At 37.6% G+C, this 21,807-nt stretch carries 11 protein-coding genes; 10 read left to right on the forward strand and 1 reads right to left on the reverse strand.

All coding sequences use genetic code 11. From position 1 onward, the window contains the following. Positions 1–11: 11 nt before the first annotated feature. A complete protein-coding gene (locus HDF25_RS04865; RefSeq protein ID WP_221450854.1) occupies positions 12–3,194 on the reverse strand; it encodes a SusC/RagA family TonB-linked outer membrane protein in 3,183 nt (1,060 codons plus the stop codon). A gap of 282 nt (positions 3,195–3,476) precedes the next feature. On the opposite strand from HDF25_RS04865, the gene HDF25_RS04870 reads away from it, so the two are divergent. The 10 genes from HDF25_RS04870 to HDF25_RS04915 all read left to right on the forward strand — a co-directional run bounded on the left by HDF25_RS04870 (position 3,477) and on the right by HDF25_RS04915 (position 21,797). Then, positions 3,477–4,706 (forward strand): ROK family protein, encoded by a 1,230-nt coding sequence (locus tag HDF25_RS04870; RefSeq protein WP_184623328.1) that lies wholly within the window; start codon positions 3,477–3,479, stop codon positions 4,704–4,706. 420 nt (positions 4,707–5,126) lie between these two features. Further along, positions 5,127–5,999: an alpha/beta fold hydrolase gene (locus HDF25_RS04875; protein WP_184623330.1), complete on the forward strand. Its 873-nt coding sequence runs from the start codon at positions 5,127–5,129 to the stop codon at positions 5,997–5,999. A 329-nt stretch (positions 6,000–6,328) separates the two neighbouring features. After that, entirely contained in the window at positions 6,329–7,837 is a 1,509-nt protein-coding gene (locus HDF25_RS04880) for a serine hydrolase domain-containing protein (RefSeq protein WP_184623332.1), read from the forward strand. A gap of 110 nt (positions 7,838–7,947) precedes the next feature. Then, on the forward strand, positions 7,948–8,352 hold the full coding sequence (locus HDF25_RS04885) for a hypothetical protein (protein ID WP_184623334.1): 405 nt from the start codon (positions 7,948–7,950) through the stop codon (positions 8,350–8,352). A gap of 340 nt (positions 8,353–8,692) precedes the next feature. Next, positions 8,693–9,217 (forward strand): tetratricopeptide repeat protein, encoded by a 525-nt coding sequence (locus HDF25_RS04890; RefSeq protein ID WP_184623336.1) that lies wholly within the window; start codon positions 8,693–8,695, stop codon positions 9,215–9,217. A gap of 143 nt (positions 9,218–9,360) precedes the next feature. After that, on the forward strand, positions 9,361–10,152 hold the full coding sequence (locus tag HDF25_RS04895; RefSeq protein WP_184623338.1) for a methyltransferase, TIGR04325 family: 792 nt from the start codon (positions 9,361–9,363) through the stop codon (positions 10,150–10,152). Between the two features lie 781 nt (positions 10,153–10,933). Beyond that, entirely contained in the window at positions 10,934–12,142 is a 1,209-nt protein-coding gene (locus tag HDF25_RS04900) for a hypothetical protein (RefSeq protein ID WP_184623340.1), read from the forward strand. Positions 12,143–12,255: 113 nt separating this feature from the next. Beyond that, entirely contained in the window at positions 12,256–12,558 is a 303-nt protein-coding gene (locus HDF25_RS04905; protein WP_184623342.1) for a hypothetical protein, read from the forward strand. 1 nt (position 12,559) lies between these two features. Beyond that, a complete protein-coding gene (locus HDF25_RS04910; protein WP_184623344.1) occupies positions 12,560–13,774 on the forward strand; it encodes a PQQ-like beta-propeller repeat protein in 1,215 nt (404 codons plus the stop codon). An 826-nt stretch (positions 13,775–14,600) separates the two neighbouring features. Beyond that, complete coding sequence (locus tag HDF25_RS04915) at positions 14,601–21,797, forward strand: Rossmann-like fold-containing protein (RefSeq protein ID WP_184623346.1); 7,197 nt, start codon at positions 14,601–14,603, stop codon at positions 21,795–21,797. The last annotated feature ends 10 nt before the right edge of the window (positions 21,798–21,807 follow it).

Here is a 21,807-nt window from a genome sequence, read left to right on the forward strand (position 1 = left end):
TTATACAGGTATTAGAATGAGACATTTAAACCAAAGATGAAACTGCGTTGGTTGTTCGGATAATTTCCATAATCTATACCGAAATTTGCACTGCTCCCTCCTACTTCAGGATCCAGCCCGGTATATTTAGTAATCGTAAATAAGTTTGTTGCCTGAACATATAACCTTACTTTACTCATCCCGAATCTTTTCAGAACAGGAGGTTTTACTGTATAACCGATAATAAATGATTTCAATTTCAGGAATGAACCGTCTTCTACCAGATAAGAATTAGCGACACCAGATGTACTGAATGTATTGGCTGATTCAACTATCGGAACCGAGGTATTTGTATTTTGAGGAGTCCAGGCATTCAATAAATTATTGCTCTTATTCCCAATAAATGTTCCCATAAAATCGGTCATGTAACGTACCTCATTTAGTACTTTATTTCCTTGTGAACCATAGAATACCATCGAAAGATCAAAGGCCTTATAAGTCAGCCCCAGGTTCAGCCCATAAGTAAAATCAGGATTCGGGCTACCCAGAAAAGTTCTGTCGTCAGTTGTAATCTTGCCATCGCCATTCACATCCATATACTTAAAACGTCCCGGAGCTGCATCGGTCTGTGCTGGAGAGCTTGCCACATCCTGACTACTCTGAAACAGACCAATTACCTTATAGCCATAGAATGAACTTACCGGATGACCTACTTCATTTCTAACCAGATTGCCAACAATTGATGACCCCGTATCAAAATAACCAGGGTTAGGGATATTTTTTACTATGTTTTTATAAGTTGTAATGTTTGCACCAACCGAAAATTTCAAATCAGAATTAATAGTTTTGCGGTAAGTTAAAGAGAGATCGACCCCAGAATTCTGGATATCGCCGATATTTACAGTTGGCGGGGCAGCATCACCCGCAGTTGCGGGAATAGGCTGAGGGAATAATAAGCCCTTAATAGATTTCTTGTAGTATTCTACAGAAAAATCCAGCGCATTCATGAATGTTGCATCAACTCCAATATTTGAAATAATATCCTGTTCCCATCCGGTATTAGCGTTTCCTTCATTTGCTCTGTAAAATCCCTGCTGAGAACTACTACCCGTTCCTGTAAAATCATAGTATGAATTACTGGCCGAACTGCCATATAATGTATAAGCATTATTAGGATTAACATTATTCTGAGAACCCAAAATCCCATAACTTCCTCTAAGTTTCAAGTCTGTTACCCATTTTATGTTTTTCATAAAACTTTCATTAGATATTCTCCATCCAATAGAAGCCGAAGGGAATGTTCCATATTTTTTGTCTGAGCCAAAAAGAGAAGACCCATCGCGGCGTACCGTTAATCCAAATAAATATTTATCATCATAAGCATAATCGGCACGTGCAAAAAGAGAAAACAATGTATTGATATAAGCATTACTGTAATTGCTGATATTTGATGCCCCATTTCCCAAAACCAGGTAATTAGGATCTGTAGAGAAAAAATTGCTTGCTCCTCCTCCTACTCCGCGGCCTTCATTTTTAACTGATTCGGTACCAGCCAATACTTTCAAACTATGTTTACCAAAAACATTCCTGTAGTTCACCGTATTTGTCCACATTAATGTGCTGTTATAAAGTGCGCCTTCAGTATAACTATTTGCACTAGTACGGCCTATACGATCGTTATAAGGGTTAAAAGTAAAAGTGGTTTTATACTGGTTGTCTATTGTTCCCCCAAAACTGGTACGCACTGTAAAGTGTTTTAAGAAATCCAATTCGGCAAATGCATTACCAACTACATCCCATGTATTGGAGGTATTGTTAACCGTGCGGTTTTGTATCGCTACAATATTTTGAACTGTTCCCAATTCCGGGCCGGCATAGGTTCCACCGTAATTTCCTGCAATATCATATACAGGTATGATTGGCATCATTCTATAAATATTAGCAATTGTGCCACCGTCAACATTATTGCCGAAATCTGGGCTCTGTTTATAAAAACCATACAGATTTTCTCCGATTCTGAAGTTCTTGCCAAGGTTGAACTGTGTATTTAAACGTGTAGAGTATCTTTTCACATAAGTATCAATTAACGTCCCCTGTTGATTCAGATATCCCATAGAAAACAAGTATTGAGATTTATCCGTTCCACCACTTGCAGTCAGATTATGATTGGTCATTAAAGCCGGCTTAAAAGCTTCGTGAAACCAGTCTGTTCCAGATTGATTTACTTTCTGGATCAAATAATCATTTGCCGGGTTTGCTGCATCAAAGACATACTTTGAAGGATCAACTGCTGCACTCCCTGTCATTCCTGTTCCTGAAACGCCAGGCCCTGCATAAAGATAATCAGGTAGTCCGCCGCTAAATAAAACCGTATTTGGATTAGCTATTTTAGTTACGTTAGCAAAATTCTGTGAATTCATGAGGTTAAATGGATTGCCAGGCAATGGAAGCTGGACACCGACATAAGCATCATAAGCTATTACAGGCTCACCTGATTTTCCTTTTTTTGTAGTCACTACGATTACTCCATTTGACCCCCTGACGCCATAAATTGCTGCTGCTCCGGCATCTTTTAATACCTGAACCGATTCAATATCACTGGCACTGACATTGTTCAGATCTGATTGAATCCCGTCAACCAGAATTAATGGCTGCGTATTACCAAAAGAACTTACCCCCCTGATAAAGACATTACTTGCACTTCCGGGTGCGCCAGAGCTAATGACATTGACTCCAGATGCCTGTCCCTGAAGTGCCTGGATTGCCGATCCTGAGGGAATCGATTTTAAAGCAGCCATATTTACTACAGCTACCGAACCAGTGATATCCTTTTTTCGCTGAGAAGAATAACCCGTAACCACTACTTCATTTAAAGCAGCATTCTGATCTCTTAAGATGACCAGGACACTCCCGTTGCCGTTGATCAGCGGAACCTCCTGCGTCTGAAAGCCAACATAAGAAATAATTAAAATGTCTTTGTCCGCGGGTACATTCAATGAAAACTTTCCGGTTTGATCTGTTGTAGAGGTAAGATGAGTACCCTTGACTAATACTGTTGCACCTCCTATAGGCTTGTTATCCTCGCCTACTACTTTACCTATAACAGGCCTCTGCTGTGCGAGCCCGGCCATACTGATTAGAAGAGAAAACATGACCAGACTGAATTTGAGTAGTGTCAGTTTTGGTTTCCCGATTTGAGTAAACACTTTTTGCATGATGGTGAAATTAAGTGGGTTAGTTGATGTGATTTGGTTAGGTTGTTTTCGCGAACTCAATATTAATAATATATTTTATAAAAATTAGCTTATTTAATAAAATTATTTATTAAGTATAATGGACAATATATTTTTAGCTAAAAATTACAGTCCTACGCTCACATCAAATAGTCCCAATTAACCAAATTCAGCATTTCCTCATTTTTCATTTTTATTATTTTTTATAAAGACTTACATTTGATAGATATTATTTTATTAACATCAGGCTATACTCTAAAAAAAATGACAAAACAAAACACCTTCCTTAATGATTTACGAAATGAAGCTATAACAGGAGTTGCCTACAAAAATCTGATGCTTAAAAAACAGATCCTTGAGTATTTTGCGAATATCAGTGATGCTACTATTACCGATTTAAGCAAAGGCTTAAATGCCAGCATTCCTAAGATCAACGAGTTGGTTGTGGCGCTAATTGAAGATGGCCTGGTCAAAGATTCGGGAAAAACGGAGGTTGGTATCGGTCGCAGGCCCAGCCTTTATGGTTTAAAATCTAACTCCATTTTTTTTGTAGGGGTAGAAGTAAAAAAATCGCATGTTAATATTGGCTTATCTGATTTCAAAAAAAACCTGATTAAATCAGTAAAAAGAATACCTTTTCAACTCACTAACTCACAGGCTTCTCTTGATGACTTATGTATAATCATTGACGACTTTATTAAATCATTGGCATTAGCAGAAAACATAGCAGGAATCGGGGTTAATCTTACTGGCCGGATTAATTATAAAACAGGTTACAGCTACAGTTTTTTTCATTTTAATGAAGAGCCTTTAAGTGTTATCATTAAAGATAAAATAGGCATACGTACGTATATAGAGAATGATTCACGCGCTATGGCGTATGGAGAATTTTGCAGCGGTATAGTTGATAAGGAGAAAAATATATTATTCGTCAACCTGGATTATGGGATCGGGCTGGGAATAATGATCAATGGAGAATTATATTATGGAAAATCTGGTTTTGCAGGCGAATTTGGTCATATTCAGATATTCAATAATGAAATCATTTGTCATTGCGGCAAAAAAGGATGTTTAGAAACAGAAGCTTCAGGAAGCGCTTTACTGGAGGCTTTTAAAATCAGGTTACAGCAGGGAGCCTCTAGCATTATCACAAAAGATCGCCCGGATTTCAATGATATCCAGTTAGAAGATATTATACAGGCGGCCAATAATGATGATACGCTGGCTATTGAGTTAATTGCTGAAATTGGTGAAAAACTAGGCAGAGGGATTGCTGCATTGATTAACTTATTCAACCCTGAACTGGTCATATTAGGCGGGAGTTTGTCAGCTACCGGAGATTATCTCTTCTTACCCGTTAAGAGTGCGATTAACAAATATTCACTTAGCCTTGTTAATAATGATACTGAGTTAAAAATGTCCAAACTGGGCGAGAATGCAGGTATTATCGGGGCATGTCTGTTAGTTCGTGAAAGATTATTGGAATTGAAATAGTTCTAAGTATTTTTCACCATACCATCAGTCCCTATTCCTATAAAAGCCAAGTCTTTTATATACCCATTATGTTCTTCAAGTGTTTTAATCCTTGTTAGTGCAAATCCCAGCGGGATCACCATTAATACAAGCTATATCATTCTTAATCCATTAAAAAAATTCAAAAGAGGCATAAGGGGTTCGATTGTAGCCCCCCCACTCTCCGCTAAGGTATCATCAATCCACATAAAATTTCAGTTAATTAGTGGGGTTAATCCAATAATTTGACTACCGATTCTTTATTTTATTAGAGCATAATCATCGTCGAATTTCCCATTTTTAATAACGAATTTAGGATAAAAGCAAACATGTTAAAAACAGTTAATTATTCCTTCAAGATAGACTACGCATGTTATATTGTTTTAAATTAACAATCTTAATATGAAGATATTTAATATATTATTATCGGGATTTCTATTCGCATTCTGTGTTTCCTGTACAAACCCATTGGCAACTAATCGTAAATCTGACAGAGTCAAAATAGTAAATCAAGGTGTTCAAATAGACTATACAGATACAGGAAGAGGCGACACTACTTTGTTTTTTGTACATGGATGGTGTATCAATAAAACCTACTGGTCAAATCAGGTAGTTAAGTTTAATAAAAGGTACCGGGTTATAACTATAGATTTGCCGGGCTTTGGCAAATCCGGTAAAAACCGTAAAGTTTGGGATACAAAAACCTTTAGCAATGATGTTAATGCTGTAATATCACAACTCAATTTAAAAAATGTTATTCTTATAGGTCATTCGATGGCGGGAGATATTATCATACAATCGGCTATTAACGATCCTGTAAAAGTCATTGGTTTGGTAGGCGTTGATAATCTAAAGAGTGTTGGAATAGAGCACACGCCCAGCAAACAAGATAAAGCTGATTATAATAAAGCTATTGATGAAGTGAAACATCATTTTAAATCATTTGCCTATAAATATGTAAATAACGATTTATTTTTTAAAACAACGGGAAGTGAGGTCAGGAACAGAGTTCTAAAAGACGTCGCTAATGCAGATTCCGTTATAGCAACCGCCTGTTTGTTGCAAGATGATTTTAATGAAGCATCAAAACTTATACAAACAAAGAAAAAAATATATTTAATTAATAGTGATGTTAATACCACGGATACCACTGGATTCAAATCGAAGAACATTCCTTATAAAATAATGTATGTTCATGCAACAGGGCACTTTCCGATGATTGAAAAACCAGAGGAGTTTAATCTAAGGTTAGAACAAATACTTGCAGGTATATAAGATTTATACAGTTTTCTGGATGCTGCCGCCAAACAAAAATACTGCCTGTTTCTGACAGCATTTTTTGTTTCCTATTTATATCTCTTTTCACTGAGGATTAAATCATAATTTCTACTCATTTTAGAAACTCAAAGCTATTCTAGTACGATATAGTTCGTTAATAAGTTATTACTTTATTTCCCCGCATCTATTTCAAGCCGAAAGTGTAGCTTTTTATAATGATCAACTGGCTATTTCAGTGCGCAAACAGTAAGCAAAAAAAGTGCTGTTGTAACTAAATAATAATTAGAAAGGAATATTATATTTATACAACTAAAGTACGACCAGCAATGACACAGAGGCTTTTACTATCCCTTATCCTGGTTTTTGTTTGCACGGAACCTATTTTTTCCCAGTCGCAAAGTATTAAAAAGGGTGATGATTTCTATACTTTTCAAACCGGGGAACCTGAGGAAGTAGGTTTTTCTTCTGTGGGATTGAGCGCCATCTTCCCCTACGTCAAAAAACAACAGGTTAATGTTCACAGCCTGATGATTATAAGGGATGATAAAATTGTCTTTGATGCCTATTTTTATCCTTATACCAAAGGATTGCAACATGATATCGCATCCTGTACAAAGTCAGTTACCTCTTTATTAATAGGTATTGCCATAGATAAGGGGTTTATCCGCAATGAAAATGAATTGGTCAAGAATTATTTTCCGGAAATTAAATCATACAGTAAAAACTTCCAGACTTTAACTATAAAAGACTTACTGACCATGACCTCCGGTTTGGATTGCGGGGGTGATAATGAAGAAACCGTATTCTCCGGGCTTTTCAAGACATCCGATTGGCCGGCATATATTTTCAACATTCCAAGCATAAATACCCCTGGGAAACATTTCTCTTATTGCAGTTGTAATTTCTACCTGCTTGCGGAGATTCTATACCGTTCTACAAAGTTATCTCCTGAAAAATTTGCAGATAAATATCTGTTTAAACCAATGGGGATTAATAATTTCTATTGGACGAAAAACTATAAAGGTGTTAATTACGGATGGGGAGATCTGGCCCTCAAGCCATATGATATGGCTAAAATAGGACGTTTACTATTGAATAATGGGAAATGGAACAGTGCTCAGCTTATTTCAGAAGATTATATCAGGAAAGCAACCAGCATACAAATCCCACTTGATAACAAAGGATATGGTTATGGATTTTGGGTAGATAATGACCATTCTTTTAATGCTGTAGGCCGGGGCGGGCAAAGAATTCATGTGGACAGGTTATATAAGGCCATTGTCGTTGCTACCGGCGGTGGATATGACTGGGACGAAAAAGGAGGATTAGATGAACATATTTCACATTCACTTCAATTTGATGCTTTCAGTAAAAATCAAGCTGCCGCCGATAGTTTAAATGTAGCTACCGCCAATGCCGCAAAAATAAGTGGCATTCTACCTGTAGAAAGTCTGGCAAGCGCTCATAAGGATATTTTATTCAACCGTACGTTGATTTTTGAGAAAAACAGCCTGAATATTTCGACAGCCCGGATCATCACCTCCGGTAATATGGATACGATATTCACAATTACCAACTCATCAGGAAAGGTTGTCAATTATCCCTTAGGCATAGGAACAAAATATCGTTATTTTAAAGATACTTCATCGAACCATGTCTATGCAATCAGAGGTTATTGGAAATCGCAGGATGACTTTGTGATAGACTTTAATACATTAACCAAAATTAACAACTATAAAATTGATTTCAAGTTAAAGGAGAATCAGGTAACAATTAAAGAAGGAACTCAGGGTATAAATGACACCTTGCAGGTGCACTTTGACGGTAATCAATAATTTTATCAGTATTTTAACTATTTTCGGCGCTTTAATTTGCGATGGTACAAACTTCAATGTCACAGATCAAACTAAAAAAGAAATGAAGGAGCTTAAAATAGATTACGATAATGACAGGAATAGATCTCGCAAATAGATTACTTAAGAACATAGAGACATCTTTAGAACTGAGATCCCGCGTTCCATATCTGGATATGTTAATGGAGTTAAGACAGGGAGGTATTTCATTATCCAATGAAATCTTAAATACCTCATCAAACTTTGGAAGCTTCGATACTGCTTTAAAAGAAGTACTTGCTATACTACATATTAGGAATAGCAACTTTATGCCGCCACCTGATATTTCACCATTACGCTTAACAGTAATCCACCAAAACTTATCAAGTAACATTACTTTGCTGAGTGAAGTACTTCAAGATTACATTGATCTTAAGGTATCTGCTGTAAAGACGAATGAATCTACTGCGACACTTCTATTATATAAACTTGAGACAATCAACTTGGCTGCAGTTTAAACTTAAAATCTGCCCTTACTATTTCTTATAACCGGAGTGATCATCCAACAGATAAACCACTCAGGTACAGCCCCCTCATTCTCCGCCAAACAGAAAATGCTATTCGAGATGGTAGCATTTTTTGTTTTCTTTTTATATCTTTGTAAAAAAATACTGCCATGTTACATACGATATGTATAAAACTTACCCCTACCGCCGACTTATCTTCGCTAGTGGGTTCAGGTATGAAATAATACCCTAATTCTTATTTCAGAAGGATTTCACCTTCAGCAAAATTCAATAAATATTATCTTAATCATTTGTTAAGGCTGTTTATGTCTTACAAAGAAAATATATCCTCATGGAGATTTTATACAATGTAGATGAGAAATATCTGCAAGCAATAGAAGAATTGTCTTATGGTGAGTTACCAAAAGCACTTCATTTATTTAATGAAATAATAGATACAGATCCTAATTATGCCAGGGCACATTATCAATTAGGCTATTGCTATTTTTACGAATTTAAAAACTATCAGACAGCTGGGTACCACTTTAAAAAATGTATAGAACTGGATCCTGCATTCCCCGATAGTTACATCGATTATTTAAAACTTTTAGTTACTCTAAAAATGCATAAAGCGATTTCAGTGACTGCTGAGAAAGCATTTCTGATCCCAGGAGTAAACCTGGTGGAACTTTATGAGTTAATGGGTAATCATGCCGAACAACAACAAGATTTTATAGCTGCAAAAGAACAATATGAAAAAGCCACGCTGATTACAACAGACCAGACAGCGTATGGAAATTTTCAAGAGCATATTAAACGTATAACAGCAAAACAAAAGTCAAAAGAAAAGGTAATGTATGTTTATAAGGAAGAGTAATAAGAAGATATAAAAATATAAAAGCCTGAAATCGTATAATTTCAGGCTTTTATATTTTAAGTACTATTTACCTCTGTTTAGCGGATCTATAAAGTTTACTAAATAAATCTATATATTGCGTACCATAATATTTAATATCAAATATGTCATTTTTTAAAAGTAAAAAGAAACATGAATCAAATAAGTATGGTTGGTTCGGCGATTATAAGAATTGGGATGAACTAGTTGCTCTTTCTGGAGGATACGAATCAAATATCATCCTCGATAAAACAAGAGATTCATTATTAAAAATTAAGAATGGCGAGGCAGTCTATGAACGGGATTCTGTGTTATTTGATAAAAAAACATATCCATTTTCAGTTATAAGTTCTTTGCTATACGCTTCGATTAATTGTGGGAACAGTTTAAATGTGATCGATTTTGGTGGCTCATTGGGTAGTACCTATTATCAGGTTAAAGATTTTCTTCCTTCATCACTTAGTGTCAATTGGAGTGTTGTTGAACAGAAAGAATATGTCACCTGTGGTCAACAAATGTTTGAAGATGAAGTTTTGAAGTTTCATCATAATATTTCGGAAAGCATGAAATCAAAAAAAGCAGATATTCTTTTGCTTTCTGGTGTTGTGCAATATCTGCAAGAACCCCATGACTTTTTAAATCAATTAAAAGACTTTGATTTTAAATACATCTTGATAGACAGAACATCATTCATTAATGACAATCAACCAGATAGATTGACGCTACAGATCGTACCCCCATATATTTATGAAGCGAAATACCCATCGTGGTTTTTTAATGAACAGAATTTTCTAAAGCATTTTGAAGATTATAATATAAAAACGGAATTTGAATCATACGTTATCGGTGAACAGAACATTCAAATTGACAATCAGGTACAAGGCTATGACAAAGGTTTTTTACTTGTAAGGAAATAGAGACTTAGTGATTCTTGCCTAAAGTGTTTTATTATAATAATTTTATTAAATTATGAGCATACTGCTACAGTTATTCTATTTGCACACAGTTATCTTGAACTATAATCAGAAAACAGCAGTAGCAAAACAATAGAACTTTCCCACACTCGGGGATGATAAGTATAATTATTCTGAATCTGAAAAAAGTTGCCTTGTTAGATCCTGTTTACCATATAGGGACATATCTATAAGCGTTTACTAGCTCTAATTACATTCCATTTTAGCCAATTAATAGACTATGGGACTTTATTAATAAAGTCCCATAGTCTATTAATGTAATTGAACGTCTACCCCTTATAATATTTCAGATTATCTTAACCTTTCTGAAATAATTAAGTATATCGTGATACCCATGCTACATACACAAAACACGAGTTTTTAATACTAAAAGAAAATTAATTATTATTTTTACAAATAAAAACATCTATATTTATTAAAAATTAATTCTAAATCCATCACAAACTCATGATACTATACTAGTGATCATAAAACAATTTATTTTGAATTTTTAAATTAATTTTCAATACTTTAAATATTCCCCATCTTCTTTAAGTAAACCGAATAATATAAATTCTAACCATGGAAGTTAAATGAGAAAACATGTCTCATTTTAAAACACAATTTCATTTCACTTTCAAGAATAATAACAAAAAAAAAATTGTGGACTAACTATAATGTAATACCACCTTTTTACAAAACACTACTTAAAAATAAATTTAATCTAACAATTGACATCTCTACAATGAAATTAAAACATCTAATTCTACTATTATTAAGCTTTAGTTTTTACGGTTTGAGAGCCGCATCTCTCACAAAGTTTGCTATTCAGCAACAATACTTAATGGACGAATATAATATACGCGGTTCCGAACATCATGAAGTAACTTTCAAAACTGATATTACAATATCAAGAGCTTTGAAATCATATGGATACGAAAAAATAAATTGGATTATAACAGTAGTTAGCAGTGATAATTATCATATCCCAATGTCTAAGTCAATCCAGATAACAGAATCTGATTTCCCAAATAATACTGCTTCTTTAGATATTACAATAGATTGCACTTCGACAGGAATTGACCCACAGGTAAGAGTACAAATGGAGGCCCTAACCTACGATGATCTTGGAAACCTTACGCCTGAAAAACGTAATTCAAGATGGAGCTCGCAACGTTTTGATGTTTCAGGTCCGTTTTTAACTGATAATCCTCCGGTGAATATTGCTAATGCTAATTTATATTCATCATACGCACCAAGCTCTAATTTTAGAAAATCAGATTATATTACAGGAGGCGCATTAACATTTGGACAAAGTGATTGGGCTAACACACAGGGTATAACTTCTCTAAATGGCTCCTTGTATGTAGTACAGGCTAACAACCTGCATAAGGTAAACTCAACTGATGGATCTTATATTATTTTAGGACAGCAACAAATTTGGAAAGCAACAGAGGCGGTCGCTTCATCTTCTAATGGCTCAATCTATATTATTCAAAATTCAAGAATTCACAAGGTCAATCCCTCCAATGGTCAGTATTCAATAATTGGGAATCCGGAATGGGCTAATACGGATTGTTTAACAGCATATAATGGTTATTTATATATAGTTGAAAACAACCATTTGTATAAGGTGAATGAAAATACAGGGACCTATACAGAACTTAATAGTGCTACATGGGGAGGGGCAAAAGGCATTGCGAGTACAAACGATGGATATATATGGATAGTTCAGAATGGATATTTACATAAAATAAGTACGGCCACAGGAGAATGGCAATCAAGTCAATACCAACAATGGTCAGATGCTCCAAAAGGATGTCTTGCTTATTATAATGGAAATCTATACGCATTGAAAGGTCCGTATTTAGTTAAAGTAAGTATACCATATTTATCATGGGATGAGATTTCTTACAAAACATATTCTGGATGCAACTATCTGACTGGTTTATAGAACCTTAAGAAAGGTACTTATCTGAGTACAATTTCATTTTTCATAGCACAAGTAAGTTTAAAAGAGGACCCGAAAATCTTTAAGAGAGTAGGATAATAAAAATATCAAAAATCATGTATCTAAAAAAAATTCCATTCACAGTTTGCGTAGCACTCTGTTTATTTTTAACCGCTTGTAGCAAAGAAGAGTTAAAACAAAACCCTGAAAAAAGCATCAATGCTAAATCAGTAATTGACGAGCCAGCGGCTTTAAAAAAGTTTCTATCATTCACCTTAAACGTTTCCCAAGATGTAATTCTTTATGATCAAGAGAAGAAAACCTTCTATATCCCTAATACTGTTTTTAAGGAGAGCTATGAGACGATAAAGCACAGATATCAGGAAGCGAATGAGTATAAGCTAAATAATCCTAATTAGTATGAAAAATTATTATCTAGTATTACTGGTGGCATTGTTTTTTTCTACAAATACAAAAGCCGCTAACATAACCAAATTTATAATCCAATCCCAGTTCCTAAGCAATTCTACGAGCCTGAATGTCAAACCAACAGAAAAGACTCCATTTAATGTGGATGTGACTCTCACAAGGGATTTAAAATCTTACGGTTACGAAAATGTTGACTGGATATTAACAGTTGTATTCCAGAAAAACGGCGAACCTGATCTGGAATTATCTACTCCAAAAGCCATTAATGGAAATGATTTCATAGGTGGGTTTATGGATTTCACAGTCAATGCAACGTTACCAGTTGGAAAAACAGGTGGAGTAGTAATTTTAAAATATTCTTATATCTTCTATAATAATGAAGGAGTCCCTATAAGTAATTCAAGAAGCATTGGAGTAACGAATACTTCATATAAGGCTTCTATACCTGTGACACCTCCTCCTAGCGCAGGTTTTAACATACAAAATGCACGTCTATTCATGGCGAACCCAAGTGGCTATGACCTGAGAAAAGCAGATTACCTTAGTGGCGGACAGAGAAACTTTGGAGAACAAGTATGGGCAAATATCCAAGGGATGACCTCTTTGAATGGCTATTTATATGTTGTTCAAGCCAATAATCTTCATAAAGTTGATAAAGAAGGGAATTTCACTCTAATAGGTGAACTAGGAATTTGGAAAAATACCGAAGCAGTAACTTCTTCGACAAATGGTTATCTTTACATAGTACAAAACTCTCGTATTCATAAAGTTGATCCAACAACTGGTACATATAGTATACTTGGAAATCCGGAATGGGCAAATACCGATGCTATAGTTGCATACAATGGATACCTATTTTTGGCTGAAAATGGATATTTATATAAAGTCAATGAAAATACCGGGACATACATACAGTTAAATGATGCCGAATGGGCAGGAACTCAAGGCATGGCAAGTGGTGCAGATGGTTGGATATACGTTGTACAAAACGGGTATCTCCATAGAGTTAATGCTGAAAGTGGGGCTTTTGAGGTTTTAGGTGGACATGAGTGGCCGAATACCAACATTAAAGGCGTTGCATTCTACGATAACTCTGTATATATTCTACAAAATTATTCTCTTCACAGGGTTAATAAAGTCACTGGCGCATTTACGGTCTTAGGTAACAGAGAGTATAGTAACAGTTGTCATCTGACTGTACTTTAGATATAGATAAAAGACACATTTTTGAAATTAAATATAATATTATCGCTGCTAAATCTTATAAATTTAGCAGCGATTTCTATTCTCTCTACCACACTGGTACGAATGTCCTATACGGCCGCGAAGACTCTTTCAGCCATGAGAAAAACACCGGTCACCAGAACGGCTTGAAGCGGCATTCTTTTAAATATTTTGATAACGTATAATTCCCGTTAATAGTAACAAATTCCCTTGCTTAACAAGGCTATTTTCAGACAGCCCTTTAAGGCATATTATCATTTAAGATATTACGGAAATCATCTTTATACTAACAGAAAAATCAACCCTGATAACCCATTATAAAACCTTAAAAATGGTAACATACATTCCCATTCAGGATGTTCAATGTTTTCACGTTATTCAAATCGTTCATTTCCTTATAATTACATGAGTAAAAGAATACGATCCAAAATATCATTCAACTATTTACTCCTCAGAGGAATAATGCGAATAAGCGCCATTAAACCGTTTAAACGGATTTAAAATCTAAAAACACACCTGTGAACAAAAAACAAAATAAATTCAAAAAAGATCATTTTTCCATAAAAGAATCTCATACAGGTAAAAACACCTGTTTTTTTCTCTAAAATTATTACATACCTTCCCTAAAGAAAAACAGCAATACCGATTTACTATTACGCTTCTTTACGATTACGCTCCTCTTCTACAAATTTCCCGAAGCCATTGCCCTGTAAGGCAATAAAAACAGACACCGATTAGCCTATCCTGTTGACCAGGGTATGAAAAACTGATGATATCAAATTCTTGTAAACATAATTGAAATATAATTATGAGCGAATTAAACAACAGTGCAACAGAGCCTGCCAGAGTAACTATACAGCAGCCTACACTGCCTCAGGGCGGAGGCGCGATCAGAGGTATCGGGGACTCCTTTCAACCCGATTTCTTTTCTGGGACAGCTGGTTATTCCATCCCGATAGGGTTGACTTCGGCCCGTGGATTAGAGCCCAAATTGGCACTGAATTATAATTCAGGTGCAGGAAATAGCGAATTCGGACTTGGATTTTCCCTCACTCTGCCAAAAATCACTGTTAATACTGATCAAGGAATCCCCCGATACCAGGGAAATGACAAGTATATCCTTTCCGGAATCGGAGAACTGGTCAAAATAAGCGGTGATAAAAACCCCAGAAATCAAACCGAAGCAGGAATAGATTATATCGTAACCTCCTATTTACCCCGATTAGACGATACATTTTCAGTGATTGAACAATGGATGAATAAAGAAAATGGTATTTCTTTCTGGAAAATCCTTGCTACCGACAACAGCGTCAGCTACTACGGCCAGTCAACAGCGTCCCGTATAGCCGATCCTGATCATGAATACAGAACATTTGAGTGGCTTATTGATGGGATAACCGACGCCAAAGGTAATAAGATGACCTATGCTTACAAGATCGAAAATGAAGACAATGTTCCCGTTGTTCTTAGTGAAGTCAACAGGTCTTACAGTGCCAACCGTTATATCCAGCATATAAAATATGGAAACTACATTGATGAGCAGCAGAAGGAACAGTTTGCCTTTGAAGTTCTCTTTGATTACGGAGAATATAGTCTGGACAACCTTGCAACTGTGTATACTCCCAAACAGACCTGGACCTACCGGAAAGACCCTTTTTCTTCATATAGAAGTGGTTTTGAGATCAGGACCTGCCGCGCTTGTCAACATATCCTCTTGTTTCATCATTTCAAGGAATTAGGTGGGCCCTGTCTGGTCAGATCCATGACATTGAGCCACCAATCCCTCCAGCAGTATGATGTTATTGATATTCAGGGAATGTCCTTACTCCATAAAGTCGAAATTAAAGGATACAGGAAACAGGAAGACAGCAGTATTGAGCAGCAGGACCTGCCCGCAATCGAGTTACAGTATTCTCAGTTTAATCCACCATCCTCCCCACAATTTAAAAAACTTTCCCTTCCAGAGCATAGTCTCCCCGGATATATTGAGGGTACTCAATTTTTATCAGTTGACCTCGATGGTGATGGTCTGCCTGGTTTTCTATACAGCAATTCACAATCAAACCTTTATTTTGCACCATTAGGCCATGGAAAATATGCGGCTCCTGAAAACCGGACGCAATTCCCTGTCGAAAAAAATCTGCAGGAAGGACAAGCATCCCTTGTAGATATTGACGGAAATGGGATGCTGGAACTCCTGATCAATCACCCCAACCGTTCTGGATATTACCAGAACACAGATGCTGGTAACTGGAAAAACTTCATCTCTTTTCCAGACTATCCTAATGATCTTGCTAATATTTTCCTGGAAAGCACAGACCTCAACGCCAACGGAAAAACCGACCTTTTGTTAGCAGACACACAAAATTCACTCGTTTACACTTCAAAAGGAACTAAAGGATACAGCCCCGCTCAACAGGTTCTGAACCGTCATGATTTCCCTGTAAAAAAAGAAACAGATCTAACGGAACTGATCACCTTTGCCAATATTTTTGGAGATGGACTTTCACATCGCCTGAAAGTTGGTAACGGATCTGTCGAATGCTGGCCGTGTCTGGGCTATGGAAATTATGGAAAAAAAATAACCCTGGGTAATGCACCCCTTTTTGGTGAAGGCTTTGATAGCAGCAGGGTTTTCCTGGCCGATATCAATGGTTCAGGAACTACTGATCTGATATACATCTATCCGGATTATGCCGCTATTTTCCTGAACCAGAATGGCAACTCTTTTTCTGCCCCCATTCTGATCACACTCCCAGGGATCTATAGCAAAATAGATCAGATTAGTTTTTCTGATATTCTTGGTAATGGAACCTCTTGCCTGGTATTTACAGTCATTGAGCCCGTTCCCATACACTATTATTACAATTTTTCGGGTGAACTTATACTCAACGGAATTTCACAAGAGGTTCTTAAACCCTATCTCCTGAACAGGATCGATAATCATATGGGCAGTATTATCCAAATCAGGTATTGCAGCTCGACAAAATTTGCCCTTGAAGATAGATTAGCGGGCCATCCCTGGATTACTAAACTTCGTTTTCCGGTGCAGGTGGTTGAAGAAACCATTACGACAGACCTCCCCTCCGACTCCAGGTATGTGAGCCGCTACAAATACCATGATGGTTATTACGATCCTGTAGAACGTGTCTTCAGGGGCTTTGGCTTTGTAGAATCCTGGGATACAGATATACAAGGCCCGGAACTGCAAAATGAAGGTCAGTTTCTTCCACCTGTTTACACTAAAACCTGGTACCAGACCGGCGCCTCCCATGAGAACCAGGCCATCACGCTCTACCAGCAAAAGGGTTATTTCCAGGGTGATAAAAAAGCTTATGACTTTCCTGACAATAGCTTTCTAATACCTGCATCCGATAATGATCCGGAAACCTGGAGGCAGGCCTATGTTACACTGAAAGGGAAATTGATCAGGAAAGAGGTATACGCCGAAGACAATAGACCTGAATCCATTAATCCGTATACGGTAGAGCAATCCAATTATGAGATTATCCTGAAACAGGGCCGGCTGGAAACAGCATATGCGATATTTACAGTAAACCCGCAGCAACAAATTTCTTATCGTTACGAAAGAAATCCAAACGACCCCCTGGTTCAGCAGGATTTTGTACTCGAAACAGATCCACTTTGCGGTAAGGTAAAAAAAGCCTGTACCGTATTTCTTCCAAGACGGAGAAATGATCAGTCCCAACAAGAAATCTATCCGGAACAGCTTTCGCTAAAAGCGACGGTACAGCACAATAACTATATCAACACGCTAGATACAGAACCTTTCAGATGGCGGGGACTGTCTGCAGAGGAACAACAGTTTGAGGTATTTGGGCTTGATCTGGCCACTCAAAGCTATTTCTCCTTTACGGAAATCCAAACTCAGATCAATACCGCATTTCAAAAAATTGTTCCTTACGAAGGAACAGTAAACGCTGGTGAATTACAACTCAGACAGCAGAACTGGAACCGGACCTATTACTGGAACGAACAGCAGACCAATCCGGCACCTTTACTTACCACAGGATCCAGAGCATTGGTTCACCACCAGGAACAAGCCGTATTCCCGCGTGCTTTCGCCAGTGAACTTTTCAAAGAGCAACTTAACGAGACAAGAATTGAAACTGAAGGGGGGTATTATCCAGATCCGCTCAACGGATACTGGTGGAACCGGGGCTCCATACAGCACTATTTTCTCCCCTCAAATCCTGAAGCTTTCTTTATGCCGGATATTACAGAGAACGGTTTTGTTGAGCAGTCTTCTTTACTTTATCAAAAGACTGTACTCACTTATAAAACTCCTTACTACCTGTTACCGATTTCTGTTCAACAGTACCTCGATGAATCAGTGATTAACGAAGAAACTTATGAAATTGATTATCAGGCACAACAATACCGGCAAATCACTGACATCAACAACAATGTAAAGCAGATGCTCTTTGACCCGATCGGACAAATCATCGTCAGTACACTCTTTAAAGAAAAAGATGGCGTAAAAACTGGCGGCATGAGTCTATATCCCTACCATAATCAGCCTGCACAGTACATTCCAAGATCAAAAAGCTCTTCTGGTGATCCTGTAAGTTTTGAAGATGTACTGGCTAACAGTGCGTATTATCTCCAGGGCGCAGCGCAGTATATTTTTTACAGGTCAGCCTACCAGACCAGTAACAAACTTCCAATCGCTGCCATCAATCTGATCAGAATCAACGATTATGAAAACACTGGTATAATTACCCCTTTCTCTTGCGAGACTCAAATCTCTTTCTCTGATGGCCTGGGAAGAATTATAGAAAAAAAACAAGCCTTTCAGCAAGATCTGGAGCCCCGCTGGCTGGTTTCGGGGAGAACAGTATACAACAATAAGGGCAAACCATTTGAAGAATACTTATCGTATTTCAGTGACAATCCTAATTATGAATTACAGCAGAACATTGAAGCTGCACAACATATTCCACCGACCCAAACTTTTTATGACCCTCTGCTGCGTGTCATCAGGATCAATAGTCCAAAAGGATTTTTTTCAAAAATTGAATTCAGTTCCTGGGAGGAAAAGTATTATGACGAGGACGATACGGTACTTGATTCCGTTTATTACCAAACAAATTATCCTGACAAACTCAGTCCGGATGAAAAAGATGCATTAGACAAAGCAGCGATCTTTTTCAATACCCCTACGATAAAAATAACAGATAATACCGGATCTGTATTTCTATCTGTTCAGACACTTGCGGACCATGTACAGCTTCCAACGTATTATGAAACAGACATTGAAGGAAGACCGGTTACCGAAATTGACCCCAGACTCTACCAATCCAACATCAGTAAAAGTACCAGTTACTATAACTTCAGGTACAAATATCCAATGGGAGATAAAACACCCCTGTATACTGACAGTGCTGATGCAGGGATACGAAGAAATCTTAAAAATATATTTGGTAATACTTTCTGGTCGCAAAGCCCCCGAAATTATTTTCAGCTGATCAGCTATGATCGCTTACAGCGGAAGACAAGTCTTCTAGTCAAGAAGATAGAAAATGACATGCCAGTACTTCCCTTTGAGGATTATAATCTTGTAGAAGTTTTCAATTATGGGGAATCACAGGCCGACGCTGCAAACCTGAACCTGAGAGGTCAGCTATACCAGCTCAAAGACCTGAGCGGGGTTATGATCAATTCAAGCTACAACATCCGCGGTCTGTTAATACAGACTTCCAGACAGATGGTTACTGATTATAAAAATGCTATCAACTGGAAGCAACCCGTAGAGTTGCAGGAAGACGTTTACAGGATGCATTATACCTTTGATGCAACAGCTCATTTATTGCAGGAAATCAGTCCTGACGGATCAGTGACCACCAATACCTATAACCAGGGCGGATTACTTCAGGGAATATCCTTTAAGGACCGTAATGAAAAAGTACAGGATATCATCAGCAGTATTCAATATGATGCTGCATTACAAAGAACAAAAGTAGTCTGCGGCAACGGGATCAACACATTTTATAGCTACGAGGATACCACATGGAGGTTATTGCAGCTAACCAGCAGCAGGGCCAATCCTCCATCCTTAAAATCAAAAGCCCTCAGCCCACTTGTACAGGATCTCTCTTATACCTACGATCCGGTAGGAAATATTACAAGGCTATGGGACCGGACCGTTGAAACAGTATTTAACAATAATCAGCAGGTAGATCCCCTTTCGGGCTATACTTATGATGCCATTTACAGACTGATCAAAGCAAACGGAAGACAACATCCAGGAATTAATGCCAATACTTTTAAAAACAATGTCATTGACAAGAGTTTTAAACAGTCCATTTTCAGTCCTTTACCATCGGTTAATGACAGTGACAAACTCGAAAACTACCAGGAATTATATACCTATGACCAGTCTGGGAATCTCATCAGAAAACAGCATCTGGCCACCTCTACCTCCTATACTACTGAAACTCCGGTCGAGGAAAATTCAAACCGGCTGAAAGACCTTGAGTACGATAGTTCCGGTAACCAACGTCAGCTCCATATCAACAATGCTGTTTCTCTTACCTATAATTGCTGTGAGAACCTGATCAAATGCGCGGTGATCGAACGCCCTGAAGAAGAAGATGACAGTGACTATTATCTCTACGATTCTGAAGAGCTACGCAGCCTGAAAGTAACGGAGCGTATGGCCAATGGCGGCACAATTACCAATATTTCTGAAAAGACGTATTTCCACAATTACGAGATCAAACGTAACAAAACGAAAAATGCACTGGGGCTGAGTACGACAACACTGGAGCGGCAAACGCTGAGAATCATGGACGATGGAAAATGTATTGCCATCATTCATTACTGGGTAAAAGATGATAACAAAAGTGAGGTAAAGGCTGCCGGAGAACAAAGTGTCCGTTTCCAGATGGAGAATCACCTGGATTCTATCTCTATGGAGATGGATGCCGCAGGTTTACTGATCAGCTATGAAGAATACTTCCCATATGGCGGTACAGCCATTATTGCTGGTAAAAACCAGCAGGAAGTACAACTGAAAGACTATCGCTATTCAGGCAAGGAATGTGATGACAGCACCGGTCTCTATTATTATGGGGCCAGGTATTATATTTCCTGGTTAGGACGTTGGACCAAACCAGATCCGGCCGGAACAGTAGACGGTTTGAACCTATATGCATTTGTTGGCAACAACCCGATCACCAATACTGACCAGAACGGTCTCAGCCTGGCAGCAACCAATGATCAACCCAGAACAAGGCTGTTCCTTGGTGAGTCTGATTTTTCCTATGCACTGGCTTTTGCGAATAAACATCCCGAACTCGCTTCGTCCATGACCGCTACGACTTATGAATCGGAAAGTGACCTTCAGGATATGGACTTTTATACGACCATGTCTGCGAATAAATTCGAGCTGCTCATGCTGGGTGTAGAAGTTGCGCATAGCGTAGACGCAACCGACTTCTCTTCCTGGCCTGATGCCACACAGATTGAGCACATTTATTTTAGTCATCCACATACACAAAGCCGAAAGACCGGCGAGCACACGTCGAATGTCTTAAAAGGACTATTCCAGGAAAGCACTAAGGTTTTGCCGAAAAATGCTAAGATCCACATTGCAAGGGTATGGAAAAGAGATGGAGGCACAGTAGAATCAGGCATAGAATCCATGTATGGCTTCACTAAAGTACTGGACAAGGATAAAGATGTAAAAGGCACCTGGGAACTGATCGGGAAACATAAGTTCTCCAGCGAACGCTATCCAGGCTACAAACATACGATGACCAAGGGCGGAGGTACAGCAGGTGTCACCAAACATGGTTCAGCAGAATTTGTATTCCGTACTCGGAAAACCTCCAGAAAAGTCAGGCCATATAGTAAACGAAAGTTGTCCATAGATACAGACAGTGATTCGGACAATGAAACCGAAGTAAAACCAACTCCTGTCGATCTATCGTGGGAGGCATTTAAAAAGAATTTTTATGCAAATAGTTTCCCACAGAAATAATCATCAAAAA

The sequence above is a fragment of the Pedobacter cryoconitis genome, from assembly GCF_014207135.1.
GTDB classification, from domain to species: domain Bacteria; phylum Bacteroidota; class Bacteroidia; order Sphingobacteriales; family Sphingobacteriaceae; genus Pedobacter; species Pedobacter cryoconitis_D.

What these genes read in the sequence shown, in the direction of transcription:
- HDF25_RS04865 (WP_221450854.1), bottom strand. Translation starts at nt 3,194, where the DNA reads ATGCAAAAAGTGTTTACTCAAATCGGGAAACCAAAACTGACACTACTC.
- HDF25_RS04870 (WP_184623328.1), top strand. Translation starts at nt 3,477, where the DNA reads ATGACAAAACAAAACACCTTCCTTAATGATTTACGAAATGAAGCTATA.
- HDF25_RS04875 (WP_184623330.1), top strand. Translation starts at nt 5,127, where the DNA reads ATGAAGATATTTAATATATTATTATCGGGATTTCTATTCGCATTCTGT.
- HDF25_RS04880 (WP_184623332.1), top strand. Translation starts at nt 6,329, where the DNA reads ATGACACAGAGGCTTTTACTATCCCTTATCCTGGTTTTTGTTTGCACG.
- HDF25_RS04885 (WP_184623334.1), top strand. Translation starts at nt 7,948, where the DNA reads ATGACAGGAATAGATCTCGCAAATAGATTACTTAAGAACATAGAGACA.
- HDF25_RS04890 (WP_184623336.1), top strand. Translation starts at nt 8,693, where the DNA reads ATGGAGATTTTATACAATGTAGATGAGAAATATCTGCAAGCAATAGAA.
- HDF25_RS04895 (WP_184623338.1), top strand. Translation starts at nt 9,361, where the DNA reads ATGTCATTTTTTAAAAGTAAAAAGAAACATGAATCAAATAAGTATGGT.
- HDF25_RS04900 (WP_184623340.1), top strand. Translation starts at nt 10,934, where the DNA reads ATGAAATTAAAACATCTAATTCTACTATTATTAAGCTTTAGTTTTTAC.
- HDF25_RS04905 (WP_184623342.1), top strand. Translation starts at nt 12,256, where the DNA reads ATGTATCTAAAAAAAATTCCATTCACAGTTTGCGTAGCACTCTGTTTA.
- HDF25_RS04910 (WP_184623344.1), top strand. Translation starts at nt 12,560, where the DNA reads ATGAAAAATTATTATCTAGTATTACTGGTGGCATTGTTTTTTTCTACA.
- HDF25_RS04915 (WP_184623346.1), top strand. Translation starts at nt 14,601, where the DNA reads ATGAGCGAATTAAACAACAGTGCAACAGAGCCTGCCAGAGTAACTATA.